Raw genomic sequence first — 26,262 nt, forward strand, 5'->3', positions numbered from 1 at the left:
GGAAAACACACGATGCCGCACAACCGCAAGCTGGGCGGCTAAATCACATGATACGGATACTCGCCAAGAATCGAAGACTGCCGCCTAGTGTTGCGGGCACCAATTCGTCCGGGGCCAGGAAACGAGCATAGTAGGGAGCCGCAGCCGCTCCAGGCCACGGATCGATAACATGAGCTTGGAAGATCTGAGGCTGACCGCTTTGCGTAGGTTGGTAGTCTACGCGAGCTAGCACCGTTGCATGCGACCGCGCTCCTACAAGTAGAGGACGATCTCTGGTGAGGTCGTCCACCACCAATTGGTTACTCACATTGTTGGTGCCGAGCATCGGACTAAATGTCCTCGCGGAAATGGAAAAGGAGACACCTGCGTCGTCGGTCCACTGGCTGTTCAGAGTGGACGTCAGGACACGGTCGTCCCCCGGCATGTTCACCAATCCGCCGTACACCCTGTTCACGATGCTGTCTTGCGAGATTGGGTGGTTGTGCCAATTGCAGATCATGGAGACGCAAGCCGCCCAACACCACTGACTCTGACGCTGCCTTTGGCTGATGTTGTCCCGCAAAAAGCGTTGGGGATCGATCAAGGCAGAGCACCCACCTGGCGGCGTAGAATAGGGACATGCGTTCAGTGCAGATGCAGCCCGCAAGCCTGAAAGGCTAGAGACGGCGGCAGAACTTGCCCCGATAATCAGACTGCGCCTGGTGAAGCTGAATTGGTCCATTGTCGCTTGGCCTTCTGCCTCTAGATAGCAAAGCACCAAGTAAAATGCCCGACAAGGCAAAACGCAACCTTCGCTCGCCAGAAACAGAGGGTTATCATCGCTGGTACCACCTTGCGATTTGGCGCGGTGACAACGGACTGAGGCACCAGCAGCTATCCCGCCAGCCCCTATGCGAGAGATGCAAGGCATCAGGCAGGATCACGGCAGCCACGGTTGTGAACCACCGCATACCTCACAAGGGCGACTGGCAGCTATTCACCGACCCGGACAATCACGAGAGCGTCTGCAAGGATCACCACGACGGCCTCATCCAGCGCGAGGAAGCGCGAGGCCACGTCATAGGCACTGACCTGAGTGGCCTACCGTTGGACCCCAGTCACCCTTGGCGATCATAGGCAGGGGGGAGGGTCGAAAGCTTGGAACCCCGCATTCCCCGACCCGCGGCCCACCTCCGTTTGCACCGGGACCAATTTTGACCCGGGGGGATGTCGGCCTTCTCCGTAGGAGAAAACATGAACCTGCAGAGCATTGAAGGCGGCGACGGCGTTCCGGTCGAGCCCGACTGGCGGTCGATCTACGACGACGAACTGGACATCGCCGAGGCGAGCGAACAGTGGGGCGTCGTCACCCGCGAGATGAAGGACGCCGGCACGCTGACCGTGGCCAACGGTCATGCGATCCGCCGCCTGGTGGAGTTCCGCGTGCAGTACGAGCGGGCCGCCCGGCATGTCGCCGAGAAGGGCGCGGTCCTGAAGGGCAAGCGCGCCAAGGTCGGCCAGTGGAACCCGTTCTGGTCGGTGATGGCGCAGGCTCAGGACAAGATCACCGCTCTGGAAAAGGCGCTGGGCATCAGCCCGGACGCACGCGGCAAGGCGGGCAAGGTGCAACGTGCGAAAAAAGTCTCGCGGGCGTCCGACAGCTACCTCGGCTCGACCGGCGGCCGATGACCTTGCCACGCTGTATGCGTGCGATGTCGTTGACGGAAAGGTCGTAGCCGGCGATCTGGTCAAGGCAGCGTGCCGGCGCCATCTCGCAGACCTGGACGGCGGTTCGGCCCGAGGCTTGGCATTCAACGTCGACAAGGCCAAGCGGCATTGCGGGTTTTTCCCGGCGGTCCTGACCGTGACCGAGGGTGTTGCCGAGGGTCAGCCGTTCAACCTTCTGCCGTGGCACGGGTTCGTCGTGGCCTCGCTGTTCGGCTGGCAGAGGTCGGACGGGCTTCGCCGGTTCCGCATGGCCTGGATGGAGACGGGCAAGGGCCAGGCGAAGTCGCCACTGATGGCCGGCATCGGCCTGGACATGATGGGCTTTGCCGGCAAGGAGCGCTCCGAGGTCTACGCCATCGCCGGCGATAAGGATCAGGCGAACGTCCTGTTCAAGGATGCGGTTGCCATGTGCCGGGCGAACCTGCCCGACCGTGACGAGGATGAATTCGAGTCGCTGGAAAGCCGGGGCGACGTTGTGATCCGCGGCACTGGCGACCACGCCTGGAAGATCGAGCACCCGGACACCAGTTCGAAATTCATGTCGATGGCGTCGGTAGATTCGATCTCGGGTCCGCGTCCCTATGCGGTGCTGGCCGACGAGATCCACGAGTTCAAGACCGCCTACGCGCTGCAGATATGGAAGGCAGCGATCGACAAGATGAGCGGCGACCCGCTCATGCTCTTGGGCACCAACACGCCGGCCATCAACCAGATCGTCGGGACGGAATATTCCGAGCTGTTCCAGAAGGTGGTCACCGGGCAGGCCGAGGACGATACGCTGTTCGGCTTCATTGCCCGGGTCGACGAGAAGGACCGGGAGACGGTTTTCGACAACGAGGCGGTGTGGGCGAAGGCACTGCCGGCGCTCGACGTCACCTATCCGATCGACAACGTCCGCAAGCGGGTCAACACGGCCCGGCTGATGCTGTCGGAAGCGCTGTCGACCAAGCGGCTCTACTTCGGCATCCCGGTCGGAACGGAAGGCTTCTGGACGACGCAGGAGGCCTGGGAGAGTTGCCAGGGTGCGGTCGATGCCAACGAAATGCTGGGCTCGCCGTGCTGGCTCGGGCTCGACTTGTCGAAGAAGAACGACCTGACCGCGCTGTCGGCGTGCTGGCGCAAGGATCTGAAGCTGCACGTCAAGACTTGGTACTTCACGACGAAGGCAGGGATTCACGACCGCAGCCGCGACGACAACGTGCCCTATGACAAGTGGGCGGATGACCCGGCGGTCCCGCTCACGGCGGTTCCGGGCGCGACCATCGACTATGCATTCGTTGGCGCCAGGGTGAAGGAACTGGTCGACGCCGGCCATGACATCCGGTTCCTGACCTTCGACCCGGCCAAGATCGACGACTTCATCGACGCCTGCGCGGAGATCGACCTGCCGGTCTGGAAATTCGATGGGCCAGACGAGCCGAAGGGCGAAGGCCTGATGCTGGTCAGCCATGGCCAGGGCACGCGCATCGTCTTCAAGGAACGCGCGCTCTGCATGCCGAAGTCCATCGAGAAGCTGGAAGACGCCATTCTGGACGGCGACATCGTGATCGATGCGAGCCCGGTGACGACGATGTGCGCGTCGAACGCCTGCATCGTGTCCGACCCGATGAACAATCGCGCCTTCGACAAGAAGCGGAGCCGGGGGAGGATCGACGGCATGATCTCGGTCACCGAAGCGGTCGGCGCCGCGCACAACGAGTTTGAGGCGATCACGTCCACGTCGCCCTGGGATGACCCGAACTTCACTCTGGCAGGCGCGGCATGAAACTGTTCGGCTTCGACATCCGCCGGGAAGCGCGATCCGCGACGATCGAGAACCCGACGGTTCCGGTCAGCTCGGAGAACTTCCTGGCGTTCTTCGGCATCGACCAGGCCAATCTGCCGGCGGTGACGATCGACAAAGCTCTGACGGTGCCGGCTGTCAACGCAGCGGTCGCCTTCCTGTCCCGCACCATGGCGTCGGTGCCTCTGCACGCCTATCGGGACACGAAGGACGGTCTCCAGCGGCTGACCGGCAGGACGGCGATCACGATCCACGAGGCCCCGAACGACTTCATGGGGTCGTTCAAGTTCCGCCAGTATTTCTGGCAGCAGGTGTTCACCGGCGGCCGCGGCCTGGCCTGGATCGAGCGCAACGGGTCCGTCATCGAGGCACTATGGGCGATGGATCCGGCCAAGACGACGGTCAAGCGCACCGGGTTCGGGCTGGTCTATCGCCTCGATGGCAAGGAGTATCCGGCAGCGGACGTCATCGACGTTCCGTACATGCTGAAAGCGGACCAGACGGGACACTACGGGCCGATCAAGCTGGCTTCGAAGGCGATCCAGCTCGCCCTGGCGATGAACGACTACGGGTCGGCGTTCTTCGCCGGCGGCGGCGTTCCCCCGCTGGCGTTGGAAGGTCCGTTGCCTCAGGGCGCCGATGGCCTGCAGCGCGCCATGAACGACATGCGCCGCGCCATCGACGAGGCGAAAAGGAGCGGCAAGCAGGTCTTTCCGATCCCGCCCGGCCACAAGCTGAACCAGGTCGGGTTCGATCCGCAGAAGGGCCAGATGACGGAGGCCCGGCTCTACCAAGTGCAGGAGATCGCCCGTGCGTACCAGATGCCGCCGGTCTTCCTGCAGGATTTGAGCAGGGGCACGTTCACTAACACCGAGCAGCAGGATCTGCATCTGGTGAAGCATGTTATCGGCCAGTGGGCGAGGGCTTTCGAGGATGAGCTGAACCTGAAGCTGTTCGGGCGCTTCAAGAACGGCCGCTATGTCGAGCACAACCTCGACGGGCTGATGCGCGGCGACTTCAAGAGCCGGATCGAGGGTATCGCCCGGGCGATCCAGACGGCGCAGATGACGCCGAACGAAGGCAGGGCTCTGGAGAACCGACCGAAGCACTCCAATCCGGCGGCCGACGAACTGCTGGTGCAGGGCGCGACGGTCGTGCTGGGCGAGCAACACGAGCCCATGGCGCCCGACAATGGCGGTCAACCCATCAAGGGAGACGACGAGAATGACGACGAAGCCGGAGATTGAAAGCCGGGCGCTTGTCCTGCCGGTCGAGCATCGCGCCGGCGACGATGGCAAGGTCACGATTGTCGGCTATGCCGCCACGTTCGGCGACACGGCCGACATCGGTGGCTATTTCCGCGAGGTGATCGCGCGGGGAGCCTTCACGAACACGCTGCGCACGGCTGATGTCCGGGCCTATTTCGACCACGACCGCGGCCGCGTGCTGGGCAGGACGTCGTCCGGCACGCTTCGTCTCGGCGAGGACGAGAAGGGCCTGCATGTCGAGATCGACCTGCCCGACACATCTGATGGCCGCGACGTGAAGACGCTGATCGAGCGCGGCGACATTTCGGGCATGTCCTTCGGCTTCAGCGTGTTGCGGCAGGAGTGGGACGAAACCGTCGAGCCGCCGACCCGGACTATCCTCGAGGTCGTGCTGCGCGAGGTGTCGGTCGTTTCCGAGCCCGCCTATGAGGGCACGTCGATTGCCCTTCGCTCGCTCGACGAGATGCGCAAGGAAACCCGGCGCCAGCACAACGCTGCCGCATTCGCCCGCCGCAAGGCCGAGTCGGAGGCGAAGTTCCGCAAGATCTGAGTTTACCCGGCACCCGCCGGAGGGCGCGGCAAGCATCCCGCTTCCCGTCTCCACCGCCTGCTTTCGAGCGGGCCTTTCGACGTTCAGCGATCACAGGAGACAGAGATGCTGAAGGAACTGATCGAGAAGCGGGAAAAGCTCGTTGCCGACGCCCGCGCGGCTCTTGACGAGATCAAGAAGAACACCGACGAGGCGCGCGCCGCCGAACTCGAGAAGCGCCACGACGACATCATGGCCGAGTTCGACAAGATCGAGGAGAAGATCGCCCGCGAACAGCGCATGGCCGCCGCCGAAAAGCGGCTGGAGGAAGGCGCGGCCGAGGAGCGTGCCCGCAACCGTCCGAAGCCGGGCGACAGCGAAGCACGCGGCCAGGATGAAGGCGACGAGCTGGAATACCGCCAGGTGTTCTATCGCTTCCTCGCCGGCGGCGGCGATCCGTCCAACCTCACGCCGGAGGAACGCGCCGTCCTTCGTGCTGGCCACGACAAGGGCGCCGAGTTCCGCGCGCAGACCACGACCGGCGGTTCCGGTGCGGCCGGCGGCTACACCATCCCGACCGAACTCGCCAACATCATGATCGAGACGATGGCGATGTGGGGTCCGATGTATGATCAGGACATCTGCACCGTCATGACCACGGCGGGCGGCAATCCGATCGACCTGCCGACCGTGGACGATACGGCGGTGACCGCGGAAGCGCACACCGAGGCGACGCCGCTGACCGATGACGGCGGCAAGGATGTGACGTTCGGCAAGAAGACGCTGAACGCCTACGTCTACGACACCGAGTTCGTCCGGTTCTCGTTCGAACTGGCGCAGGACTCCATCTTCAACATGGAGAGCCTGCTCGGTGGCCTGCTCGGCAAGCGCCTTGGCCGCATCGCGAACTCGAAGCTCACCGTCGGCTCCGGCTCGGAGCCGAACGGCATCGTCACCGCCTCGACACTCGGCAAGACGGCCGCCGCGGCTGCGGCAGTCACCTACGACGAGGTGATCGACCTGGTGCATTCGGTCAATCCGGCCTATCGCCAGTCGCCGAAGGTGCGCTTCATGTTCAATGACCTGACGCTTGCGGTCCTGCGCAAGCTGAAGGACGGCGAGGGCCGCTACATCTGGACGGCCGGCGACGTGGTGAACGGTGTTCCGGGCAGCATCCTCGGCTACCGCTATTCGATCAACCAGGCGATGGCGAACGTGGCGACTGGCCAGAAGTCGATGATCTTCGGCGACTTCGGCGCCTACTTCGTCCGCAAGGTCGGTTCGCCGGTGATCGGCGTCCTGCGCGAGCGCTTCTGGCCGGACCTCGGCATTGCCGGCCTGATCCGCCTCGACGGCGAGCTGGGCGACACGGCCGCGGTCAAGCACCTGATCCAGGCCTGATCCATCATGGCGGGGCTCCGGCCCCGCCTTTTCATCCCCTCATTTGAACGGAGGTCGGAATGGCCGGCTTTAGCGCAAAGGTCCACATGGAGCCTGGCGGCGACCGCCAGACGGTCGAGCCGGGCGGTTCGGTCAAGCTCGGCGACGTTATCTTCACGGTCGACGCCGACGGCAATGTCATCGTTACTGGCTTGCCGACGAGTGAACCCGCCGCCGTTGGCGCACTCTGGAGCAACAACGGCGTGCTCACCGTGAGCGACGGGCCGTAAGGCGATGCTCGTCCGCCTGACCACGGGGCTCTCCGGCCCCGAATATTCGCTCAGCACAGGCGATGAGCGGGAGTTCCCGCAGGATGAGGCCTTGCGCCTCATCGCTGCCGGCTACGCCGTGCCTGTCGCCGAGCCGAAGGTCGAGCAGGCGACGACGCCCAAGGCTCCCGAGCGTCGCGGGAAAAGGAAGCGCGCCTGATGTGGTACCCGTCGACCGTCACCGCCGCGCCGTCCACCGAGCCCGTCACGCTCGTTGAGGCCAAGGAACAGTGCGGTGTCCTGGCCGCAGAGACGCATTTCGACACGCTGCTCACGCGGCTGATCAAGGCGGCGCGCGCCCACTGCGAGAAATACTGCAATGCCAGGTGGGCGGCTCAGACGATTTTGCTGAAATGCAGCAGCTTCTGCGACTTTGCCCGCCTTCCGGAGGGGCCGCTATCGTCCGTCACGTCGATCGCCTATGTCGACATAGACGGCGCCGACCAGACGCTACCCGACACGGTCTATGAGATCCACAAGGACGGCCTCGAGCCGTCGATCGGCCTAAAATACGGGCAGGCATGGCCGAACATCCGGCCGAGCTCGCGCATCACGGTGACGGCCGTCTTCGGTGGCGTCGTGCCGGGAGACGTGCAGCACGCGATGCTGCGTTTCATCGCCGACAGCTTCCACGGCCGCGAGAACGCCAAGGCCGACGACTGGACGGTAGTCGACGTGCTGCTCTGCAATCACCGGCGGGGAGCGTGATGGCTCGAGCGGGGGCAAGGAACCGCCTGATCACGCTCTCGCGCGATGGCGTGCAGACCGGGACCAACGATTTCAACGAGCCGGTCTACGGCCCGGCCGTGACCTTCGACCGGCTGGCCTCTCGTCATGACGTTTCGGACGGGGAAAAGGTCGCTGCCGGGCAGGTCGGAGCATTCCTGATGACGCGGTTCGCGGTGCTGTCCGACCCGGAAACGCGGGCCGTGACGCCGGCCTACCGCCTCAGCCACGACGGCGCGGCCTACAACATCCTGGGCGTGAAGGAGACGAGCGAAGGCCGTCAACGCTTCATCGAGATCACCACTGTTCGGGACGCCGACTCGTGAAGACGACCGTTCACGTCGAAGGCCTGCGCGAACTCGACGAGGCGCTGGGCGAACTGCCGAAGGCAACCGGAAAGGCGGTCCTGCGGCGCGTGCTGAAGAAGGCGGCCCAGCCGATCGCTGATGATGCCAAGGCAAAGGCTCCGGTCTTGTCGGGTGCGCTGCAGATCAGCATCGGGGTCGGAACTAAGCTCACCCGCCGCCAGTCGCGGCTGCACCGCAAGATGTTCACGGATGACCGCGCCTCGGTCGAGATGTTCGTCGGCGCCGGCGGGCTTCCCCAGGCGCATCTGCGCGAGTTCGGCGGCGATGACGCGCCGCCACATCCGTTCATGCGTCCGGCCTGGGATGCCGGCAAGGCGGGTGTGCTGGAAAGCATCAAGGCCGACCTCGGCGACGAGATCATGAAGGCGGCGAAGCGCTTGGCGCGCAAGGCGGCCAGGAACGCAGCGAAAGGCTGATCCATCATGGAAGAAGCGTTGACCGCGCTGCTGGCGTCGGTTGCCGGCGGCCGGAGGCATTGGGGCAGGGCGCCGCAGGCTGCAGCTCGTCCCTATGTCGTCCTGACGCGGATCACCGGCATTCGCGACTATCACACCCGGGACGCTTCCGGCCTGGTTGAAAGCCGTGTCCAAGCCGACTGCTACGCCGACACCTATTCGGCCGCAAAGGGCATCGCCCGAGACGTCAGGGACGCTGTGAGCGGCCACCGCGCCGGCATCTTCAAGGGCATCTTCATCGATTCCGAACGTGACCTTCCCGCCGCGGACGCGGGCGAAGTGAACCAACTGTTCCGCGTTTCCATCGACCTGATCATTCACCACGGAGAACTGTCATGACCGACGCTGCCATTGGCTACGGCTCAGTCTTTGAAGTCTCGACCAATGGCGGGTCGAGCTGGACCGAGATCGCCGAAGTTTTCAGCATCACGCCGCCGAGCGACACGGTGGACGTGATCGACGCCACCCACATGGCCTCGCCGAACCGGACGCGCGAATTCGTGCTCGGCCTGCAGGATCCCGGCGAGGCGTCTTTCGAAATGAACTTCGTCCCGGGCTCGGCGTCCGACGCCTATATCCAGGCGCGCAAGGCGGCCGGCGTGGCGGTGAAGTGCCGCATCACCTTCCCGAACGCGACTATCTGGACGTTCGACGGGTTGCTGACCGGCTACGTGCCGGCGGTTCCCAACGACGACAAGATGTCCGCGACGGTGACCTTCAAGGTGACGGGCTCCTATGTCGCCACACCGGCGGCTGCGCCGACCAACACGGTGCTCCCGGCGGTGTCCGGCGTCGCGCAGGTCGGCCAGACGCTCACGGCATGGGAAGGCGTCTGGACCGGCGCCCCGACGTTCTCCTACCAGTGGGAGGCCGATGGCGTGGAGATCGGCGGCGCGACGTCCAAGACCTACGCCCCGGTCGTCGGCCAGATCGGCGACGTGCTGACCGTCGTCGTGACGGGCACGAATGCCGCCGGCTCGGCCGCTGCCGAGAGTGTCGGCACCGCGGCCGTGATTGCGGAGTAGGCGCACCATGGCAAATCCACACAAAGGCCAGGTCGATCTGAAGGCCGGCGACAAGACCTACACGCTGTCATTCTCGATCAACGCCATGTGCGAGTTGGAGGCTCATTTCGACGAGCCGATTACCAAGATCGCGGCTCGCTTGCAGGAGCCGGACAGCGTGTCGATGACAAACATCCGGGCGCTGCTCTGGGCGGCGTTGATCGATGGCCTGCCGGAAATCAAAAGCGGTCCCAACGGCGGTCTCGACTTCGCCGGCCAACTGCTCAGCGAGGCTGGCGTGCCTGAAGCGATGGATGCCCTCGGCCGCGCGTTTGCCAGCGCCTTCCCTTCGGAGGCGAGCGCCAAGGGAAACCCTCGGAAGGCAGCGAGGGCTTCCTAGACCCGCTTTCGCTGCTGAAAACGTGGGTCGAGTGCGGGCAGGACGCAAAACTGTTCTGGTGCCTCACTTACCGAGAAACGCAGGCAATCATCGACGGCGCTGCCCAACGGTTTCGCCGCGAGCACGATGATCGGGCGTGGCTCGCCTGGCACATCGAGGCCCTGCACAGGACCAAACGCCTGCCGAAGCTGAAGACGCTGCTGCACGGCGCCAAGCCGAAGGCAAAGCGGCGGCAGTCGATGGAAGAACAGATCGCCATCGCCGGCAGNCGGCAGTCGATGGAAGAACAGATCGCCATCGCCGGCAGGTGGAATATTGCAATCAACCGGAAGGGGTGACGCATGGCGTCCAGTGCCGTGATCGGTAGTCTGAGGGTAAACCTCGGCATCGACAGTGCCCGATTCCAGACCGGGCTGAAGTCTTCGCAGAAAAGCATCGACCGCTTCGCCAAGCAGGTGGCGGTCGGTGCGGCTGCAGTGACAGCGGCAGCTACGGCAATGGCCGGTGCGCTCGCCATGTCGATCAAGAGGACGATCGATCAGGCAGACGAGCTTTCCAAGGCTGCTCAGAAGTTCGGCGTTGCGACGGACGAACTGTCGAAGCTGAAGTATGCCGCCGACCTGTCGGGCGTCTCGCTCGAAAGCCTCGGCAAGGGCATGCAGCGGCTTTCCCGCAAAGTTGTCGATGCGTCGGCGGGACTGAAGACGCCGAAGGCGGCATTTGAGGCTCTCGGGGTCTCGATCAAGGACGCCGATGGCTCGCTGCGCTCATCGACCGATATCATGGGGCAGGTCGCCGATCGGTTCGCGGCGATGGAAGACGGCACGGCGAAGACTGCTGCCGCGCTGATGTTGTTCGGACGGGCCGGCGGCGATCTCATTCCGCTGCTCAATGGCGGCTCGGCCGGTATCAAGGAACTCACCGACGAGGCCGAGCGGCTTGGCATCGTTATTGATACGCAGACCGGGAAGCGAGCAGAGGCATTCAACGACAATCTGACCCGTCTGCGGCGGACGTGGGATGGCCTTGTCACAAAGATCACCGCGCAGTTGCTGCCTGCTCTGGAGCTTTTCTCCGAGAAGTTCATCAAGCTCACCAGCAATTCGGAGTGGGTGGAGAAGGCTGCAAAGAAGGTCGCAGGCGCAATCCACTGGGTGTCCAATGAGGTAGGTCAGCTCATCATTCTTGGCTCTCGCCTGGCGGTCGAGTTTGCCGGGATTGCGGAGATGTTTTCCCGCTTCAACCAGTACGATTTTTCGGGAGGATGGAAGGCGTTTCAGGACGGGCAGGAAAAGTCTGCCCAGATGGCGGCCGACCTCAAAAACGAGATCGACCAGATTTTCAACTCCTTCGGCCAGGGTGCTGGCGAGGCCCTTGGTGATGCGGGTTCAGACGCCGGCAGAGAGTTTGTGACCAAGTTTGGCGAAGGGGTTGCCAGCGGAGGCTCCGACAATGCCTTCGAGCAGATGGCGACCCACATCAAGCAGTCCATCGACAACATCATCACGGACGCCGAGACGGTCGGCATGACGACGGGCGCTGCTGCGGCCTACACGGCGCAGATGGACCTGCTGATGGCCGCGCACGAGGCCGGCATTCCGATAACGGCGGCCCTGCAGGAGCAGATCACCGGGCTCGCCAACGGCATCGGCAACGCGACCGCACAGCTAGAGGGCGCGCGGCTCGGGCTCGAATTGATGAATGAGCCTTTCGCGATCCTGCATCAGGAACTGGCGAGCCTTCAGGAACGTCTCGACGCCGGGGCGATCAGTTGGGCGCAGTGGTCGGATGCTGCCTTGCGGGCGAGAATGATGGTTGCGAGCGAGGTTCTCGGGCTCGCTGGCCAGCTTACCGGCGCTCTCGGCACGATGTTCGGTGATAGCAAGACGTTCGCCATCGCCGAAGCGGTCATCAACACGGCTCAGGCCATCACCAAGACGCTTGCAACCTATGGTGCAACACCTTGGGGACTCGCTGCGGCCGGTGTCGCAGCAGCGACCGGCGCAGCGCAGATCGCCACCATCGCCCGGACCAACAAGGGCTCCAAATCGGCGCCATCTGTTCGAGGTGCCGCGGGGGCGGCCGAAGGCGCTGCAAAAAACAATACGCCTGCTGAACCATCTCAGGCGGTGTTCATCCAACTACAGGGTGACGTCTTCAGCCGGCAGAGCGTGGAAGATCTGATCAAGTCGTTGCATGACGCCCAGCGCGATGGCCATCAGCTCCTGATCAAGACGGGGTGACAGATGCCTGTCGTCATTTCTCCCGCCCTTGTCCTGTCCGAGCTGGCCGCGGGCAGCGCCGACGCGCCGCTGCTCGGATGGCACAACCTGGTGACGCGTTCCGGAATAGAAGCCGATCAGGAGAATGAATCCTTTCCGGCGACCAACCTCGCCAACCCGTCCACGGCGCTGCGCTGGCAGGGTGAGAGCACGGCGACGCAATATCTGACGTTCACGGTCAGCTCGGCTGATGACGTCGACTATGTCGGAATTGCGCGGCACAACCTCGGGTCTGGACAGGTGACGGTTTCGGTCGAGGTGTCCGACGGCGGCAGCCCGGAAGAGTGGACCGAAATCATCGACGAATTGATCCCGCCGTCCGACCAACCGCTTGTGCTCCGGTTCGAGGCGCAGCCGGTCAGCCGGATCAGGATCAAATTTCAGCCAACCGCAACCATCCCGCGCATGGCGGTGGTGCATGTAGGCAAGCTGCTGCGCCTGCCGCGCGGCGTGCAGCCGAGCGTGGTTCCGTTGACCTGGGCTGTGTCGGACGACGTCGTTTCCGCGCAGTCGGAGGCCGGCGACTACCTGGGTGCCATCGTTTTGCATCAGGCGCTTGCGACCTCGGTGCAGATCCAGTGGCTCGACTATGCCTGGTGGAACGCCAACATGCCGGGCTTCATCGCTCACGCGCGCCAGAGCTTACCTTTCTTCTTTGCCTGGCTGCCTCACAGCTTTCCGTTCGAGGTCGGCTATGCGTGGTCGACGAATGACATCAGGCCCGACGCGCAAAGGGTCGCCGCAGGCGTCACCATCAATTTCAAGATGGATCTGAAGGCGGTGGCGCTGTGAAGGCCCTCGTCTTCGTCGAGATCGATATCGACTATTGCTCTCTCGTCTACGGGACGGCGCCTTGCATGGCCACCACCGAGGGTGAAACTCCGACCGGCGCCGCCAAGTGCTTCAATTCGATTGGCACATGCCAGGACCGAGAGAACTTCGCATCATCGACCGTAACTCTGCGCTTCGCCCAGGGCACGGCCTATCTCGCCGAGAGCGGAATCGACGCCATCGCCGCGATCGAGGATGTCAGCGTCACGCCGGGCACCATTTCGCTCGGGGAAGACCTTGGCACGCGGTCGTCGCTGCGTGTCACCATGAGTGATTTCCCCTGGTCGGACACCGGACCTGGCTTCGACAAGTATCTTGCCGACCGCGCGTATGACCCGTTCAGGCAGGGCACGTTCTGGGGGAAGTTCCGGGCACGTTTCCCGTCGTTGCGCGGCCGGCCGATACGTGTCATTCGCGGCTTTCTCGGGCAGACGCTCGAGGAGATGGAAACGCGTCATTTCGTCATCGAAAGCACCGATGGTCCGACGTCGCGTGCCACGTTTTCGATCGTCGCAAAGGACGCCCTCAAGCTTGCCTCTGGCGACCGTGCGCAGGCGCCACGGCTCTCGCGCGGCTTCCTGGTCGGCAGTCTGGCTGTTGACGGCACGACGGCCACGCTGTCGCCCGCCGGTATCGGCGATCTCGAATATCCGTCGTCGGGCTATGTTGCGATCGGCGGCAAGGAGATTTGCGCCTTCACGCGGTCCGGCGACGTCCTGACGCTGACCCGGGCGCAGCTGGGCACCGAAGCATCGCAGCATGGGTCCGACGATCGCGTACAGATCGTCCTGCGCTATGTCGGCGAGGACCCGGCGGACATCATCTCCGATCTGCTACAGACCTATGCCAATGTCCCGGCCGGCTATATCCCGCTGGCGACCTGGCAGGATGAAACGGCGAACTATCTGAAACGCGTCTACACCGCGACCATCGCCGATCCGGTGGCGGTTGGAACGCTGCTGTCCGAACTCATTGAGCAAGCGGCGCTTGCGCTGTGGTGGTCCGATATAGACCAGCAGATCCGTCTCCAGGTGCTGCGCGGCATCCCGACCACGGCGGCGCGCTTCACGATGGAGAACGTGCTGAAGGGATCATTCGATTCCAAGGAGCAGCCCGACCGTCGTATCAGCCAGGTCTGGACCTATTTCGGGCAGCGAAACCCGTTGGAGCGGGTCGAGGATCCGGACAACTATCGTTCAACGGCAATCACCGTAGACCTTGCTGCAGAGACGGACTACGGCTCCCCGGCGATCAAGAAGATCTTCGCACGCTGGATACCTGCCTTCGGGCGCACGGTTGCCTTGCGGCTGAACGATATCCAGCTCGGTCGCTTCGTCACGCCGCCGCGGCACTTCTCTTGGGAAGTGCTGCGCTCGGAATCGGACATCGTGTCGCTTGGTGGCGGCTATCGACTTGAATGGCGGACGATCCAGGATGCGACTGGAGCGCCGACTGACGCCCCGGTGCAAGTGACCAGGATTGGGGTCAGCGTGGACAAGTTGCGCGTCGAGGCCGAGGAGATGCTGTTCCAGCAACTCGATCCGGAGGATCTGACGAACCGGACCATTACCGTCGATTCCAATTCGCTCAATCTCAACCTGCGAAGCATCCACGATACTCTTTATCCGGCGCCGACGGACGCCGATGTTCTCGCCGGCGTCACGCTGACGTGCATCATTGAGAGCGGCGTGATCGTCGGTTCGGCGCTGACCGCCAACCCGGCCTTCGATGTCGGAAGCTGGCCCGACGACTTCCCGATCACGCTCGTGGTCAACGGTCGCATCCAGGGACGCGGCGGTGACGGCGCTTATGACCCAGCCGGCAGCGACGGCCTGCCTGGCGGTACGGCGCTCTACACGCGCTTCCCGGTAGACCTCGAAGTCGGCTCAGGCGAGATATTCGGTGGTGGTGGCGGCGGTGCCGGCAACGTCAACGTGATCGACCCGGCTGTCGATTTCGTAAATGGCGGCGGCGGTGCCGGCTCATTGCCCGGCAACGGCGGCCCGCAACCCGGCACCAATCCGGTCATCGTCAGCAAGTCCACCGCTGCCAGCAATGGCACAACCGAGGCGGGCGGGCTCGGGTCGCAGCCTGCGTCCGGTCCGAAGGGCGGTACTGGCGGTGGCCCAGGCCTGGCGGGGCAGAGCCTCGGCGGCAGCGCTGGTGGCGCGGCGGGCACCGCGATCGACGGCGACAGCTACATCACCGTCACTGTCGGCCCGGGCGATATCCGCGGGCCTCAGATCAACTGACCCTTTTCCGAGGTAACTGAACATGACGCTAGCGCGCTGGCAGGCAACGATCGTTGACGAGTCGGGCAATGTGTTGCCCTCGGCCACGGTCACAGTCCGCAATGAGCTGACCGGCGGTCTGCAGCCGCTTTTTTCCGATCGTGCGGGCGCCTCGTCGAAGGGCAATCCCTTCACCGCGGATGCGAACGGCTTCGCTTTTTTTCATGCGCTGGGCGGGGCATACCGCATCACCGCGACACTTGGCGAAGAAACGATCACCTGGCGCTACGTCGGCGTTGGGCTCGGCGCTGAAAGCGACCTCACCATTCTACCGCTCGGCGAGACTGTGCCCCAGGTCGCCGATCTTTCAGCGCGCGCCGCCTATGACGGCGAGAGCGAGGGATTTCGCCTCATCGTTTCGGATACGGGCGACGGGAGGGCAGCACTCTATACGATGGGTGGGGGTGGCTCGGGGGACTGGTCCGATCCAGCCTACATCACCGGGCCTGGCATCAACGGAGCGCCAGGCTCCTCCGACGTCGTTGGAACGTCGGGCAGTTCGGTAGCCATCGGCGCGGGTGCCAAGACCTTCACCGTCGTCGAGAGCGACCGGGGATGGGGCCTCGGCGCCCGGTTGCGCATTTCCAGCGACGCCAATGCTGCAAATTTCATGGAGGGCGTCGTCACCGCCTATGCCGTGAACACGCTCGAGGTGACGGTGGACCTGGTCGGCGGTGCGGGCACGCTCGCCGACTGGACGATCAACCTCGCCGGCGAACAGGGCGCAACTGGCGCGACCGGGGATACCGGCCCGCAGGGCGACGCAGGCCCGCAGGGTGATACCGGCGCAACCGGAGCGAACGGTGATACCGGCGCTGCGGGAGCAGATGGCGCGGACGGCGCCGACGGCGCCGATCCGGGCGTCCTGCTCACCTTCGACACCGGCACGGCCGACGCGGACCCCGGCGGCGGCCGCATGCGCGGCAACAACGGCGACCTGTCGGCCGCGACGTTCCTGTACGTCTCCAAGGCGAACCGCGCCGCCAGTTCGATCGCCGCGCTGCTCGCGCTCATTGGCGCCAGCACCAACACGACGAAGGGCACGATCCTTCTGACGGACCCGGCAACGGACAAGCAGGCCGCCTACCAGGTCACCGGCGTCACGGACGCGACCGGCTATGTGAAGATCGCGGTTGCCGACCATTCCGGCGAAACCGCCTTCGCCAACGACCTGCCGATCAGCTTCCAGTTCTCGAGGGCCGGCGACAAGGGCGCGGATGGAGCAGGCGCAGGGTCCGTGACGTCGGTCGCCATGACCGTCCCGACCGGATTTGAGGTGTCTGGCACGCCGATCACGGACAGCGGGACGTTCGCCCTCGCGTTTGCGACCGGATACCAGGGCTACACGACCGCCGAGGCGACCAAGCTCGGCTACATCACCGTCTCGGGCGCGGTCGATCTCGATGCGATGAACACCCGCGTCAACGAGCTTGACGCAGCGGTCGTGCTCAAGGGCACCTGGGATGCGTCGAGCGGTTCGTTCCCGGGTTCTGGCTCTGCACAGGCGGGCGACAGCTACATCGTATCAGTGGGCGGCACGGTCGACGGCGTGGCCTTTACGGCCAACGACCGGATCGTCGCGATCGTCGACAATGCCTCGACGTCCACCTATGCGGCGAACTGGCACAAGCTCGACTACACCGATGCGGTGCTGTCGATCGACAGCGCGACGGGAGCCGTCACGATCGGCGCTATCCTCGCCGCGGCGGCCTCCAAGACCACGCCGGTCGATGCCGACAAGCTCGCGCTCTCCGACAGCGCGGCTGGCAACGCGACCAAGCATCTCACCTGGGCAAACCTCAAGGCTGCAATTGGAGCGTACCTTGGCTTCACGCCGGCGTCCGCTTCTGGGCCGACGACGCTTGCCTTCGCCGAGGACACCGACAACGGCGCACACAAGATCTCGCTGAAGGCGCCGGCCTCGATCGCGGCCGACGCCGACGTCACGCTGCCAGGCGTCGCGGGCGCGCTCGTCATCGCGAGCGACATCCGCGAAAGGCTGACGTCGACCCGAATTTACTACGTCCGCACTGATGGCAACGACGCCAACACCGGCCTGGTTGACAGCGCCGGCGGCGCGTTCCTGACCGTGCAGAAGGCGATCGACGTCATCAGCGGCACGCTCGACCTCGGCATTTATGATGTGACCGTCGATGTCGCGGACGGAACCTTCACCGGCCAGATCGTCCTGAAGACGCTGACCACCGGCGGCGGCATGGTGACGATCACCGGCAATACCGGCACCCCTGCGAACGTGCTTTTCAGCACCGCCGGCAATGCCATCTCGCTCGCCGGCCCGGTCGCCGGTGTCTACAAGCTGGAAGGCTTCAGGGTGACGACGTCCAGCGGCAACTTCATGTCGATGGAGTATCCCTGCTACGTCAGGCTTGGCGTCTTCACGCTTGGCGCCTGCAACAATCGCGGCATCGAGGTCACGAACAACGCCCGCGTCTATCTCGACAGCAACTGGACCATCGACGGCAACACGCCGAACTGGATTCTGCGCGCGACGATGGGCGGCTTCATCTTCCTCGCGCAGCGCCAGGTAACGCATTCCGGCACACGCTCCTACTCGTCCGGTTTTGCCGAGGCGGTCGAGGGCGGCCTGATGCACGCCTACTCGGTCACCGTCGTCGGATCCTTCACCGGCAAGAACTATTCGATCGCGACCGGCGGCGGCATGACGCTTGGTGGCGGCGGCACATCGTATTTCGGGGGCAGCGTCGCCGGCACGATCACCACGACGGCCGGTCAGGCTGGGTGGAAGACCTAGTGCTTTTGCCAGACAGCCAGGATGCTCTTGCCGAGCGAGTAGCCGAGCACGGGATCTGCGACGCGCGACAGCGGGACCATCAGGCGGTCCCAAGTTGCTACCTGTGCCTTGGTCGGCATGGATTGCTTCGGCAGCAGCCGGTTCGCGGCGCTTGCTGCGAGGCCGACGCTGTCCAGGTATCGACCAGGTAGCCGCCTCGCCGCAGATGAAGCAGTTACCGATCTGCGGCGCACGACCTTCTACATTAGGAGAAGAGCATGTTCGACGAAGCAACGCTTCGCGCGATCGACGTCATTGCTGCGCGCTATGGCTACGATCCTGCGGCACTGAAGGCGGTCGCCGAGGTCGAGAGCGGCGGGAATGCCTTTGCCATCGTGAACGGCCGGCAGGAGCCGCTGATCCGGTTCGAGGGGCACTATTTCGACCGCCGGCTTTCGGGCGATGACCGGGCCAAGGCGCGGGCGGACGGGCTCGCCAATCCGAAGGCGGGCGCCGTCGCCAATCCGTCGTCACAGGCGGCGCGGTGGCGGATGCTGAACCGTGCCGCCGAGATCGACGCTCAGTCCGCGTTCGAAAGCTGCTCCTGGGGCGTCGGCCAGGTCATGGGCGCGCATTGGAAGTGGCTCGGTTTCCAGTCGGTGACCGAACTCGTCAACCTCTGCCGGCGCGACATGGCCGGGCAGGTCGAGTTGATGGCGAAGTTCATCGACCGGGCGGGGCTCGGCGGCGCGCTCAAGTCGCGGGACTGGGCGACGTTTGCCCGCGGCTACAACGGGCCGGGCTACCGGCAGAACGCCTACGACACGAAGATGGCCGCCGCTTTCCAGCGCTATGTCTCCGGCGCGGCTCCTGCCGTGGTGAGGGGCGACGGCACGGTCCTGAAGCTCCAGCAGCGGCTGACCGCGCACGGCTTCCCGGTGGCGACCGACGGCATCCGGGGATCGAAGACGAACGCGGCGCTGAAGGCGTTCCAGAAGGCGAGAGGGCTTGTGGTGGACGGCATCGCCGGATCGGCGACCTGGGCCGCGCTCGACGCGTCTGAACCGGCCAAGCCTGCCCTGCCGATCGCACCGGGGAAGGTGGCGGTCCTCCCGCCCGACAACACCAAGGGCCTGCCGGCCAAGAACCGGCTGCTGGCCTTCGTGCTCGACATCATCAACGCGATCTTCGGCCGAAAGGAAAAATGACATGTGGACCCGCATCAAGGCGTTCTTCGCCGACAGCGAAACCATCTTCTGGGCGCGGCTGCAGGTGTTCATCGGTGCCGTGGCCGAGATCGTCACCTACGTCGACCCGCAAGTGCTGGCGCCGGTCATCCCGCACGAGTGGTTTCCGATCTTCCTCGTGATCAACGGCGTGCTGACCGAGTACCTGCGCCGCCGCCGGGCCGAGGATCTGTGATGTTCGGCGTCGACGGCATTCTCTACGCGCTGGGCACCGTTGTGTTCGTTGCTCTCGTCGCGTTCATCAAGGGTCGGCTCGACGGGGCGAAGCTCGAGCGGGCCGAACAGGCGCGGCAGAACGCCCGGGCCCGGGACATTTCCGACGAGATCGACGACGCCGTTGCCGGCCGATCCGGCGACGAAAACCGGGGGAGGCTCAAGCAATGGTCAAAGGACTGACCTTTGCGGCCGCGCTTGCGCTTGCCGGCTGCCAGACGGCCGGCGGGTCGTTTTGCCAGATATCGAGCCCGATCCGCCTATCCGCCGAAACCGTCGATCACCTGTCGGATCCGGAAGTAGCGGACATCCTGGCGCACAACGAAAAGGGTCAGCGGCTATGCTCGTGGAAGCCCTGACCTGCATCGCCGCGCTGCTTGGCGCGTTTCTCAGCATCGAACTCGCACTGGCAAGGGGCTGGGCATGAACAAGGACGCCAAAATCGCGGAGCAGTTTGCCGAGCTTCCCGAGCCGACGCGCAAGTTCCTTTCCGAACTTACGGTAGAGGACGCGACGGCGCTGGAGGCCGGTATGCCGTTGGTACGAGCCCTGATCGGCTTCGCCAAGGTGTCCAAGTGGATCATCATCACGATCCTCGGCATCCTCGGCGGCGTGGTGCTGCTGGGCGAATCCGTGTTCAAGATTTTGGCGTGGTTCAAGCCGCCGCCGCCCTGACCATTTTCCCGCCGTCGGCAATATGCTCGCCCCGCTGGCCTCACGGTCGGCGGGGCTATTAGTGTTGTTGTCTTGCCGGATCGACGAGAGGATGCGCCCCTAGCAACGGCAGTCTGGCGCACCTCTGAATAGTCAACTGACCTTTTTGACCGGCGGGATCTTCCAGGAACCATCGATGATCGAAGGGTTGCTCTCGTTGGGCCAGTAAAGCCGCATCATCAATATGAACTTGCCCTTGGGGGCTGGCAGCCAATTCGATTCCTTGTCCGGTCCCGGCGATTCATGCTGGAACAGCAGGTCTACGGACCCGTCCGAATTGCTCTTCAATGGCTGACGTTCGCTGATCGAATAGCGGTTCAGAGGATTGTCGACAAAGAAATAATTCTCGTCGTACATGGTGATTGACCAGAAGCCACTAACCGGCGGAAGTTCACCCTTCTTGAAGGTAAGAACGTACTTTTCCGAACCGTCGTACTTCCTCTTGACCATACCGCTCGCAGACTTGAGCGATGTGGGGTAGATGGCGTCCTGTGGCCGGTTGGCACCAAGTCCGATAGCGGTGATGAGCGCCCTCTGGAGATAGTTTGTCCCGTATATTCCGGTTTTGGTGGTGAAACCCCACCCGTCGATACTCTCGACGTCGCCGTCGCTGAACTTGAAGTGCAGCATGATCTTCGCAAATGCGATCTGCGGCAGGCGCTTGGCGAACGCAGGATCGAATTTGGATTTGTCGAAGTCCTGACCGGGGACAATTCCGATTTCAGCCAGCTTTTCAACCATTGGAGCGTCTGCTGCGGCGGGCGGATTGCGCTTTAGGAGTTCGGCCAACAGCGTGAAGTATTCGATGGCGTCCATGTCGTTGACCTGGTCGCGGACGGCCGTCTTCATGTCGATAGACGGATCGACCTTGCCGGGTGGCGGGGTCCATTCCTTGCCCCAGGCGCTCAGGGGGTAGAGCTTGATCTCGTCCTGAATCTTGTGAACCTCGGCATAGTCTTCCGGTGTGCCGGTGCAGTAAATGCGGCCCAGCAACCAGACAATGCTGGTGGGCGATTTGTACTGCTTCACGCCCTCCGGCAATGTGCCTTCCCATCCTGGCCCTGTGATGGCGAAGGTCTGGGCGTCGGTTCCGGTGGTACGCTTCCCTGGAACGTCGAACACGGTCGTCCAGCCGTCGAGCATCGGGAAAAGCGCGTAGCGGCCGTCGAGATCGGGAATGCTGACGACCCAGGGCTCTTCGCCCACGTCCAGGAACGCCGTCGTGTAGAGCGTATCGGCGTTCGGCGCGGTGACATCCCTGAACGATGCGTTTGGATACTCCCGCAGCTTGATGAGATGACCCATTGGGCCTTTGGTTCCGACCGGCTCGGCGACATTGGTGACGACCCGTCGTGTCATCTCCATCGTCACGAGGGGATAACCATAGACATAAGCCTCTACAGCTGTCCCGAATTCGTCGGTGCCTTCCATCAGGTCTGCGACCAAACCTTCAGCCAAGGCGGCCTTCGATCCGAGTGCGGAGGCCGTCAGCAAGCCGGCTCCACCAAAGGCCACGGTGCGGCGTGTTGGTTTCATGCGATATCCTTTCCGAAAATATCGAGGCGTGATCGCCTCGAAACCGGCAATGACTGATCAGTTGACGCAAGGGACGATACGGTACCGGTACTGGATGGTCCAGACGCTCGCGCGCGGACTTGCATGCACGGCGCAATCCGGCTAGCCTTTTGAGATTCAAAGCTGGTTATGCAGCCATGAAGGCTTCAGATCGGGCCGCCGAGGAGCTGTCTACCAGGCGGCCCTGACCACGAGCGAATTTGGGCAACTCATCGTGGCTGCCGAAACAGATATCACTGCGGATTGCGGCTTGATAGATGGCCGGCCCTCCAGGCTCCCCTAGTATTTTCTCCAGAAAAGCAGATACTCCGGCCGCCTGGTCTGGAGTGGTCCCGGCGAGGCTCGGGGCCGTCGCAGGTAGTCCCAATGCCGTCGACACCCGGACCTTAGATACTCTGGGGGGCCCGCCGCGTTCGCTGATGCGGCGGGTCTTTCAAGTGTAGGCGGAGCGCTTGCCGCGTGGAAGACAAGCAGTTCGACGAGCCGGTGCACGTCCAGTTGAAGCCCGGCAAGATCCGCGCCGTGACCTGGACCAGCCAGGCGGCCAAGGCGCTGCTCTACGAATGGCCCGAGAAGCGGGGCAGACGGCACCGCACAGCGCGACAGGCGTGCCTCGACGTGATGAGCGGCTTGAAGGACGCACGCGCCGCCAGAAAGGCGTTTACGGCCGCCGCAGAGGAGGCCGATGTCCTGGTGCCGATCAGTCGGATCGTGAAGCCGCGCCGGTGATTGATCATTGGTCTCTGCATACGCTTGCCGTATCGCGTACAAGCTACCCGACAACTCATCGTCCAGCCGCGTCCTGAATCCGAAAGTTCGGCGCCCTCCGTTGCACGCGAGAAATCTAAGTGATAGCGGATCGATGCGAACGCATGGGGTGAATTACGTGAGCAACGGCTATATTAGTCTGAAGATTACCAAAGATGATAAGATTGTTCCGAAAACGGATCTCTGCAACGAACGGTTTGGAACCCTCGAATCGAAACCCCAAGCACCTCTAGGCATCGATGAGGTGCTGGGTGCTATGCAGAGCTTCATGGCCGGCCGGAAAGCGCAGAATTGCCGCGTTGTAAAATTCCTCGTCTTGGCGGGCAAAGAGGTAGTCGGAGTTCGGGAAACGGTCACTGTTGCACACGACGTCGGTGTCCACCCAGCACTGTCCGGTTTGGAACACCATCTGATACCTGAACATATTCGAGAATGCGGACACTTTCTTGCCGGAGCCACGGTAAAAGAAGACAGATCGTTCGGGGTAGAATTCTGAGGCGTCGAGCAGTTTGCATCCGTGCGGTACGTCCAGCGACAGATCGTATGAGTACAGACTAAAAGTGTGGCCGCAACGAAGAAAGCTCCTTATGCAGCACTGCTCCACCGCTCTTAGTTGGCCGCCATACCAGAAAGACGCAAATTCCATCTTTTATGTATTTCCATTTTTGTAGCGAGCGTCATTTATCGCTAGTATATATTTCTGCGTCAGATTTTGTTCGTTCAGCAAATTATCAAAATGTGATTGTGCCGCAGAAACGTATCGCGCCCGGTATATAGGGTCCTGTACAGCGTCGATGGCTGTATGCAGAGCGAATGGTTTGCGAACTACGACCTCTCGGAAACCGAGATCCAGGACTGTCTGGGCGCTCTCGCCTTCACCGCAGAGTATTGCGGGTACTCCATTCATTACGGAGGCTGCCAGTCGATTGGAGCTTTTTTGACGTTCGAAGCGATCGAAGGCGATGATGCTAAATGAACTCTCTCTCAAATCGGCTACGAATGTCTCGTAGCGCCACTGCAAGACCCTGTCATAGTAGCGATGCTGGGGTCCAAACGACGCGGCGTTGGAAATGAGCCTAACTTCGAAGCCGAGATCCTCTGCGGCGACCAAATACGGCTCTGCGGCATGGTAGTTTCCGGTCCCAGCGTTACCGAACCATGCTGCAACGGACGACGGCTCTACCAGCCCCCGATCCTCGAAATCAACGTAGTCCTTCCAATCAGGAACTACGAAAATCTGCCTCTCGTTTGTGTAGGGCTTAAGTGCCTCCGCCATCCCGGTCGTAGGGACAATGAATGCGTGAGCGATCTCGGCAAGTTGCCTGAAGCGCCATTCGGTTTGCACACCTGCGACGGACACCCCTCCGTCAGCGAAATGACGGTCACAGACGCAGTAGATGATTGTCGACCCGTTACGTTTGGCCTGCTCAAGTCGCGCAAGTGTGCGATCAGAACACAGTTGAACCACCACATAGACATCTGCATGGTCGCACCAGCCAAGCCCGGCGGAAATACCAGGAACTTCGCACAAGCTCCGGACCGGGAATACAGCTCGCATTCTGCTCGATGCGTGCTGAAGATGAGGCTCCCAGAATGGTAGGAAGCGGACAGACAAGCTATTGGTCATGCAGCGTCAAAGCGGAGCTGTGCGAGGGTTCCCGGCTGCAAATTCTCGCGACGCAAGAACCGGCCTCTATCCAGGCGGATCACGTTCAGGAGCCGATCCAGATCGACCAAGTGAGATGCTTGGCTGCGATATTCGCAAGCTTCGCGTACCAGCTCGGGAAGCGGACCAGACGCAATCCTAAGAGTTGTATCGTCGAAATGCTCGTCTACCTGCGAGAGGTCAACTTTCGAGCGGGGCATTCCATATTCATGGACAAGAGTTGGTAGCGCGGCCCGGCTCTTTGGATTTTCCAACATGTAGTTTAGGAGGTCGAACCAGTGGATACCCTCGCGCCCGCCGTAGCCCGGATTGTGGAGATAGCTTTCGCAGCCCGCGATGACCTTGTTCCAAATCTGGTTTGCGGATCGAATGGGAACGTGCAGCATTGCTCCAAATCCGAAACCGTTGATGCTCCCCATCAGTCGGTGATGAAGGCGATGCCCCCCTTTGGGTATCAGATACTCCCAATCAGCAGCAATATTTCGTCGTAGAGCCACCTTGCCGAATGTTGAAAGCCTCTTCGCCATGAAGACCTGTGTCGTGGAAAGCATCGAGGGAGAGGTGGCACCCGGGTAGCAATTTTGCCATTGAAAGGTCAGGAGATCATAAGACTCTACGGCTGAAAGTGCGGAGATCAAATTTTCCCGAGAAGGGTAATCGAGAAACTCATCGGCGTCGCAAATAAACATCCATTCGATATCAGGCGCGTCGAGTAGTACCTGTCGTCGAAGGAAGTTTAGGACCAGGTCTTGATCGTAAGCGGTTTCGGGATAGCGCAAAACACGTAGACGGTCGTCTGCAGAAGCTACAGCCCGGAGGAACTCGTAAGTCCCATCGTTTGACATGTGATCCGCTACAATAGTGTAGTCAAACATAGCCAATTGATGGCGCACCCACGCCTCGACTATGTCAGCCTCATTTCGGATCATCGAAATCGCGCCAATCTTCATGGTCGTCCTATATTCAGTGGCTCCAGTGACCGCAACTGCAATTGTCTGTTGGCCTAAGTGGTTGCAATTTCAACTGACGAACGCGCAGATGCTTCTAGGTCGCCTCAATCATCGATGCGTCATCGTTCGGCCTTTCCGCGCGGCTGGAAGCGTTCACGCGACGATTGACGCGATAGAATTGGAGCGATCCGTCTAGATTGCGTCCAAGCAAGGGCTTCACCGCTGCTGCGGGCGTCGCGGAATCTAGCCAGGCATCGTAGGCCGCAGGCGCCAGTATTGCAGGTTGGCGGTCGTGGATTTGCGCCATCGGCTCGGCCGCAGGCATCGTGATGATCGTGCAACTCGTCACATCCAGCTTCTTGTTGTAGGCCCACAGTCCCGCGAAACTGAACGGCGCTGTATCAGGCAGATGGATGAACCAGGGATCGCGGCCGCTGTCTTCGGGGTTCTTGGTCCACTCGTAGAAGCCATCTGCCGGGATCAGGCAGCGGGCCGTCTTCCACGCATCCTTGAATGCGCCGGAGGTGTCGGCCGTCTCGATGCGGGCGTTGAACATTGCCTGCTTCGGCATTTCCTTCGCCCACCAGGGCACGAGCCACCAGCGGCCCTGGCGGACCTGCTGGCCGCCTTCGTCGGTCGCGGTGACGAAATAGACGTCTTCGGTCGGCGCGATGTTGTAGCGGGCCTCGGTGTTGCGACCGCTCTCGGACGACGGCAACAGGCCGTACATCCGATGAATGTCTGGCCAGTTATGGAAACGGGTGAAGCGACCGCACATGCGTTACCTTCACCAGACAAGTGCCAAGGATCAAGCCGTGCATTCTCCGATCCTGACATCCTGCCTATGACAGAGGGTAGTTGACCCAGAGCAATGCAGCAGGTCGTTGACTGACATAGGCATTTGTTCCTAATTATATACATGACAAAAGCGAACGATTCGGTTAAAGCACACGGCGACAGGCCGGCACTAGAGACTGAGGTTACTCCTGACGCTCTTCAGGCGTTTGAGGACTTGTGGATTCAG

Annotated in this window: 29 protein-coding genes; 23 read left to right on the top strand and 6 right to left on the bottom strand. The window is 62.6% G+C overall.

Features of this window, described 5'->3' with window-relative positions:
* Nucleotides 1-43 precede the first annotated feature (43 nt).
* Entirely contained in the window at nucleotides 44-910 is an 867-nt protein-coding gene (locus ABUE31_RS21570) for a papain-like cysteine protease family protein (RefSeq protein WP_367725818.1), read from the bottom strand.
* 323 nt (nucleotides 911-1,233) lie between these two features.
* Here ABUE31_RS21570 and ABUE31_RS21575 point away from each other — a divergent pair, with 323 nt between their 5' ends.
* The 16 genes from ABUE31_RS21575 to ABUE31_RS21650 all read left to right on the top strand — a co-directional run bounded on the left by ABUE31_RS21575 (nucleotide 1,234) and on the right by ABUE31_RS21650 (nucleotide 18,126).
* On the top strand, nucleotides 1,234-1,668 hold the full coding sequence (locus ABUE31_RS21575; RefSeq protein ID WP_367725819.1) for a P27 family phage terminase small subunit: 435 nt from the start codon (nucleotides 1,234-1,236) through the stop codon (nucleotides 1,666-1,668).
* A gap of 115 nt (nucleotides 1,669-1,783) precedes the next feature.
* Complete coding sequence (locus ABUE31_RS21580; RefSeq protein ID WP_367725820.1) at nucleotides 1,784-3,472, top strand: terminase large subunit; 1,689 nt, start codon at nucleotides 1,784-1,786, stop codon at nucleotides 3,470-3,472.
* Entirely contained in the window at nucleotides 3,469-4,737 is a 1,269-nt protein-coding gene (locus tag ABUE31_RS21585) for a phage portal protein (RefSeq protein WP_367725821.1), read from the top strand. Before ABUE31_RS21580 ends, ABUE31_RS21585 begins: the two co-directional genes overlap by 4 nt.
* Complete coding sequence (locus ABUE31_RS21590) at nucleotides 4,715-5,308, top strand: HK97 family phage prohead protease (RefSeq protein WP_367725822.1); 594 nt, start codon at nucleotides 4,715-4,717, stop codon at nucleotides 5,306-5,308. The genes ABUE31_RS21585 and ABUE31_RS21590 overlap by 23 nt, the downstream gene beginning before the upstream one ends.
* Nucleotides 5,309-5,413: 105 nt before the next feature.
* Complete coding sequence (locus tag ABUE31_RS21595; protein ID WP_367725823.1) at nucleotides 5,414-6,688, top strand: phage major capsid protein; 1,275 nt, start codon at nucleotides 5,414-5,416, stop codon at nucleotides 6,686-6,688.
* A gap of 59 nt (nucleotides 6,689-6,747) precedes the next feature.
* The gene (locus tag ABUE31_RS21600; RefSeq protein ID WP_367725824.1) at nucleotides 6,748-6,957 is read left to right on the top strand and encodes a hypothetical protein; all 210 of its coding nucleotides are present in this window, start codon (nucleotides 6,748-6,750) and stop codon (nucleotides 6,955-6,957) included.
* A gap of 198 nt (nucleotides 6,958-7,155) precedes the next feature.
* Nucleotides 7,156-7,704: a head-tail connector protein gene (locus tag ABUE31_RS21605; protein WP_367725825.1), complete on the top strand. Its 549-nt coding sequence runs from the start codon at nucleotides 7,156-7,158 to the stop codon at nucleotides 7,702-7,704.
* Nucleotides 7,704-8,048: a phage head completion protein gene (locus ABUE31_RS21610; RefSeq protein WP_367725827.1), complete on the top strand. Its 345-nt coding sequence runs from the start codon at nucleotides 7,704-7,706 to the stop codon at nucleotides 8,046-8,048. The genes ABUE31_RS21605 and ABUE31_RS21610 overlap by 1 nt, the downstream gene beginning before the upstream one ends.
* On the top strand, nucleotides 8,045-8,506 hold the full coding sequence (locus tag ABUE31_RS21615) for an HK97-gp10 family putative phage morphogenesis protein (RefSeq protein WP_367725828.1): 462 nt from the start codon (nucleotides 8,045-8,047) through the stop codon (nucleotides 8,504-8,506). The genes ABUE31_RS21610 and ABUE31_RS21615 overlap by 4 nt, the downstream gene beginning before the upstream one ends.
* Before the next feature lie 6 nt (nucleotides 8,507-8,512).
* A complete protein-coding gene (gene gp17 / locus ABUE31_RS21620) occupies nucleotides 8,513-8,884 on the top strand; it encodes a tail completion protein gp17 (protein WP_367725829.1) in 372 nt (123 codons plus the stop codon).
* Nucleotides 8,881-9,570: a phage tail tube protein gene (locus tag ABUE31_RS21625; RefSeq protein WP_367725830.1), complete on the top strand. Its 690-nt coding sequence runs from the start codon at nucleotides 8,881-8,883 to the stop codon at nucleotides 9,568-9,570. The genes gp17 and ABUE31_RS21625 overlap by 4 nt, the downstream gene beginning before the upstream one ends.
* Nucleotides 9,571-9,577: 7 nt before the next feature.
* A complete protein-coding gene (locus tag ABUE31_RS21630; RefSeq protein WP_367725831.1) occupies nucleotides 9,578-9,949 on the top strand; it encodes a GTA-gp10 family protein in 372 nt (123 codons plus the stop codon).
* 341 nt (nucleotides 9,950-10,290) lie between these two features.
* Nucleotides 10,291-12,192, top strand: coding sequence for a phage tail tape measure protein (locus ABUE31_RS21635; RefSeq protein WP_367725832.1), 1,902 nt, complete (start codon nucleotides 10,291-10,293; stop codon nucleotides 12,190-12,192).
* 3 nt (nucleotides 12,193-12,195) lie between these two features.
* Nucleotides 12,196-13,023 (top strand): hypothetical protein, encoded by an 828-nt coding sequence (locus ABUE31_RS21640; protein WP_367725833.1) that lies wholly within the window; start codon nucleotides 12,196-12,198, stop codon nucleotides 13,021-13,023.
* On the top strand, nucleotides 13,020-15,314 hold the full coding sequence (locus tag ABUE31_RS21645) for a hypothetical protein (protein ID WP_367725834.1): 2,295 nt from the start codon (nucleotides 13,020-13,022) through the stop codon (nucleotides 15,312-15,314). Before ABUE31_RS21640 ends, ABUE31_RS21645 begins: the two co-directional genes overlap by 4 nt.
* 22 nt (nucleotides 15,315-15,336) lie before the next feature.
* Nucleotides 15,337-18,126: a hypothetical protein gene (locus ABUE31_RS21650; RefSeq protein WP_367725836.1), complete on the top strand. Its 2,790-nt coding sequence runs from the start codon at nucleotides 15,337-15,339 to the stop codon at nucleotides 18,124-18,126.
* On the opposite strand, the gene ABUE31_RS21655 is transcribed toward ABUE31_RS21650, so the two are convergent.
* Entirely contained in the window at nucleotides 18,123-18,245 is a 123-nt protein-coding gene (locus ABUE31_RS21655) for a hypothetical protein (RefSeq protein WP_367725837.1), read from the bottom strand. The two genes, ABUE31_RS21650 and ABUE31_RS21655, sit on opposite strands and share 4 nt — an antisense overlap.
* Before the next feature lie 138 nt (nucleotides 18,246-18,383).
* On the opposite strand from ABUE31_RS21655, the gene ABUE31_RS21660 reads away from it, so the two are divergent.
* From ABUE31_RS21660 to ABUE31_RS21680, 5 genes are all read left to right on the top strand, one after another.
* Complete coding sequence (locus ABUE31_RS21660) at nucleotides 18,384-19,313, top strand: N-acetylmuramidase domain-containing protein (RefSeq protein WP_367725838.1); 930 nt, start codon at nucleotides 18,384-18,386, stop codon at nucleotides 19,311-19,313.
* Nucleotide 19,314: 1 nt separating this feature from the next.
* Complete coding sequence (locus ABUE31_RS21665; RefSeq protein ID WP_367725839.1) at nucleotides 19,315-19,527, top strand: hypothetical protein; 213 nt, start codon at nucleotides 19,315-19,317, stop codon at nucleotides 19,525-19,527.
* Entirely contained in the window at nucleotides 19,527-19,748 is a 222-nt protein-coding gene (locus ABUE31_RS21670) for a hypothetical protein (RefSeq protein WP_367725840.1), read from the top strand. Before ABUE31_RS21665 ends, ABUE31_RS21670 begins: the two co-directional genes overlap by 1 nt.
* Nucleotides 19,733-19,924 carry a hypothetical protein gene (locus ABUE31_RS21675; protein WP_367725841.1) on the top strand — a complete coding sequence of 64 codons (192 nt, stop codon included), beginning with the start codon at nucleotides 19,733-19,735 and terminating at the stop codon, nucleotides 19,922-19,924. The genes ABUE31_RS21670 and ABUE31_RS21675 overlap by 16 nt, the downstream gene beginning before the upstream one ends.
* A 64-nt stretch (nucleotides 19,925-19,988) precedes the next feature.
* A complete protein-coding gene (locus ABUE31_RS21680; protein ID WP_367725842.1) occupies nucleotides 19,989-20,240 on the top strand; it encodes a hypothetical protein in 252 nt (83 codons plus the stop codon).
* A gap of 132 nt (nucleotides 20,241-20,372) precedes the next feature.
* Here the strand turns inward: ABUE31_RS21680 and ABUE31_RS21685 are convergent, their stop codons facing one another.
* Complete coding sequence (locus ABUE31_RS21685; RefSeq protein ID WP_367725843.1) at nucleotides 20,373-21,815, bottom strand: DUF1254 domain-containing protein; 1,443 nt, start codon at nucleotides 21,813-21,815, stop codon at nucleotides 20,373-20,375.
* 498 nt (nucleotides 21,816-22,313) lie between these two features.
* Here ABUE31_RS21685 and ABUE31_RS21690 point away from each other — a divergent pair, with 498 nt between their 5' ends.
* Entirely contained in the window at nucleotides 22,314-22,583 is a 270-nt protein-coding gene (locus ABUE31_RS21690; RefSeq protein ID WP_367725844.1) for a DUF982 domain-containing protein, read from the top strand.
* A gap of 157 nt (nucleotides 22,584-22,740) precedes the next feature.
* A complete protein-coding gene (locus ABUE31_RS21695) occupies nucleotides 22,741-23,118 on the top strand; it encodes a hypothetical protein (RefSeq protein ID WP_367725845.1) in 378 nt (125 codons plus the stop codon).
* Nucleotides 23,119-23,271: 153 nt separating this feature from the next.
* Here ABUE31_RS21695 and ABUE31_RS21700 read toward each other — a convergent pair whose 3' ends face one another.
* The 3 genes from ABUE31_RS21700 to ABUE31_RS21710 all read right to left on the bottom strand — a co-directional run bounded on the left by ABUE31_RS21700 (nucleotide 23,272) and on the right by ABUE31_RS21710 (nucleotide 26,016).
* Complete coding sequence (locus tag ABUE31_RS21700) at nucleotides 23,272-24,153, bottom strand: hypothetical protein (RefSeq protein ID WP_367725846.1); 882 nt, start codon at nucleotides 24,151-24,153, stop codon at nucleotides 23,272-23,274.
* Between the two features lie 92 nt (nucleotides 24,154-24,245).
* Complete coding sequence (locus tag ABUE31_RS21705) at nucleotides 24,246-25,238, bottom strand: glycosyltransferase family 2 protein (RefSeq protein WP_367725847.1); 993 nt, start codon at nucleotides 25,236-25,238, stop codon at nucleotides 24,246-24,248.
* Between the two features lie 94 nt (nucleotides 25,239-25,332).
* A complete protein-coding gene (locus ABUE31_RS21710) occupies nucleotides 25,333-26,016 on the bottom strand; it encodes an SOS response-associated peptidase (RefSeq protein WP_367725848.1) in 684 nt (227 codons plus the stop codon).
* Nucleotides 26,017-26,262: the final 246 nt, after the last annotated feature.

The organism is Mesorhizobium marinum, from assembly GCF_040813675.1.
Lineage (GTDB): Bacteria > Pseudomonadota > Alphaproteobacteria > Rhizobiales > Rhizobiaceae > Mesorhizobium_K > Mesorhizobium_K marinum.

Bases quoted from the DNA above. Each gene is read 5' to 3' on its own strand.
- ABUE31_RS21570 (WP_367725818.1), bottom strand. From the start codon at position 910: ATGCCTTGCATCTCTCGCATAGGGGCTGGCGGGATAGCTGCTGGTGCC.
- ABUE31_RS21575 (WP_367725819.1), top strand. From the start codon at position 1,234: ATGAACCTGCAGAGCATTGAAGGCGGCGACGGCGTTCCGGTCGAGCCC.
- ABUE31_RS21585 (WP_367725821.1), top strand. From the start codon at position 3,469: ATGAAACTGTTCGGCTTCGACATCCGCCGGGAAGCGCGATCCGCGACG.
- ABUE31_RS21590 (WP_367725822.1), top strand. From the start codon at position 4,715: ATGACGACGAAGCCGGAGATTGAAAGCCGGGCGCTTGTCCTGCCGGTC.
- ABUE31_RS21595 (WP_367725823.1), top strand. From the start codon at position 5,414: ATGCTGAAGGAACTGATCGAGAAGCGGGAAAAGCTCGTTGCCGACGCC.
- ABUE31_RS21600 (WP_367725824.1), top strand. From the start codon at position 6,748: ATGGCCGGCTTTAGCGCAAAGGTCCACATGGAGCCTGGCGGCGACCGC.
- ABUE31_RS21605 (WP_367725825.1), top strand. From the start codon at position 7,156: ATGTGGTACCCGTCGACCGTCACCGCCGCGCCGTCCACCGAGCCCGTC.
- ABUE31_RS21610 (WP_367725827.1), top strand. From the start codon at position 7,704: ATGGCTCGAGCGGGGGCAAGGAACCGCCTGATCACGCTCTCGCGCGAT.
- gp17 (WP_367725829.1), top strand. From the start codon at position 8,513: ATGGAAGAAGCGTTGACCGCGCTGCTGGCGTCGGTTGCCGGCGGCCGG.
- ABUE31_RS21625 (WP_367725830.1), top strand. From the start codon at position 8,881: ATGACCGACGCTGCCATTGGCTACGGCTCAGTCTTTGAAGTCTCGACC.
- ABUE31_RS21630 (WP_367725831.1), top strand. From the start codon at position 9,578: ATGGCAAATCCACACAAAGGCCAGGTCGATCTGAAGGCCGGCGACAAG.
- ABUE31_RS21635 (WP_367725832.1), top strand. From the start codon at position 10,291: ATGGCGTCCAGTGCCGTGATCGGTAGTCTGAGGGTAAACCTCGGCATC.
- ABUE31_RS21640 (WP_367725833.1), top strand. From the start codon at position 12,196: ATGCCTGTCGTCATTTCTCCCGCCCTTGTCCTGTCCGAGCTGGCCGCG.
- ABUE31_RS21650 (WP_367725836.1), top strand. From the start codon at position 15,337: ATGACGCTAGCGCGCTGGCAGGCAACGATCGTTGACGAGTCGGGCAAT.
- ABUE31_RS21655 (WP_367725837.1), bottom strand. From the start codon at position 18,245: ATGCCGACCAAGGCACAGGTAGCAACTTGGGACCGCCTGATGGTCCCG.
- ABUE31_RS21660 (WP_367725838.1), top strand. From the start codon at position 18,384: ATGTTCGACGAAGCAACGCTTCGCGCGATCGACGTCATTGCTGCGCGC.
- ABUE31_RS21665 (WP_367725839.1), top strand. From the start codon at position 19,315: ATGTGGACCCGCATCAAGGCGTTCTTCGCCGACAGCGAAACCATCTTC.
- ABUE31_RS21670 (WP_367725840.1), top strand. From the start codon at position 19,527: ATGTTCGGCGTCGACGGCATTCTCTACGCGCTGGGCACCGTTGTGTTC.
- ABUE31_RS21675 (WP_367725841.1), top strand. From the start codon at position 19,733: ATGGTCAAAGGACTGACCTTTGCGGCCGCGCTTGCGCTTGCCGGCTGC.
- ABUE31_RS21680 (WP_367725842.1), top strand. From the start codon at position 19,989: ATGAACAAGGACGCCAAAATCGCGGAGCAGTTTGCCGAGCTTCCCGAG.
- ABUE31_RS21685 (WP_367725843.1), bottom strand. From the start codon at position 21,815: ATGAAACCAACACGCCGCACCGTGGCCTTTGGTGGAGCCGGCTTGCTG.
- ABUE31_RS21705 (WP_367725847.1), bottom strand. From the start codon at position 25,238: ATGAAGATTGGCGCGATTTCGATGATCCGAAATGAGGCTGACATAGTC.
- ABUE31_RS21710 (WP_367725848.1), bottom strand. From the start codon at position 26,016: ATGTGCGGTCGCTTCACCCGTTTCCATAACTGGCCAGACATTCATCGG.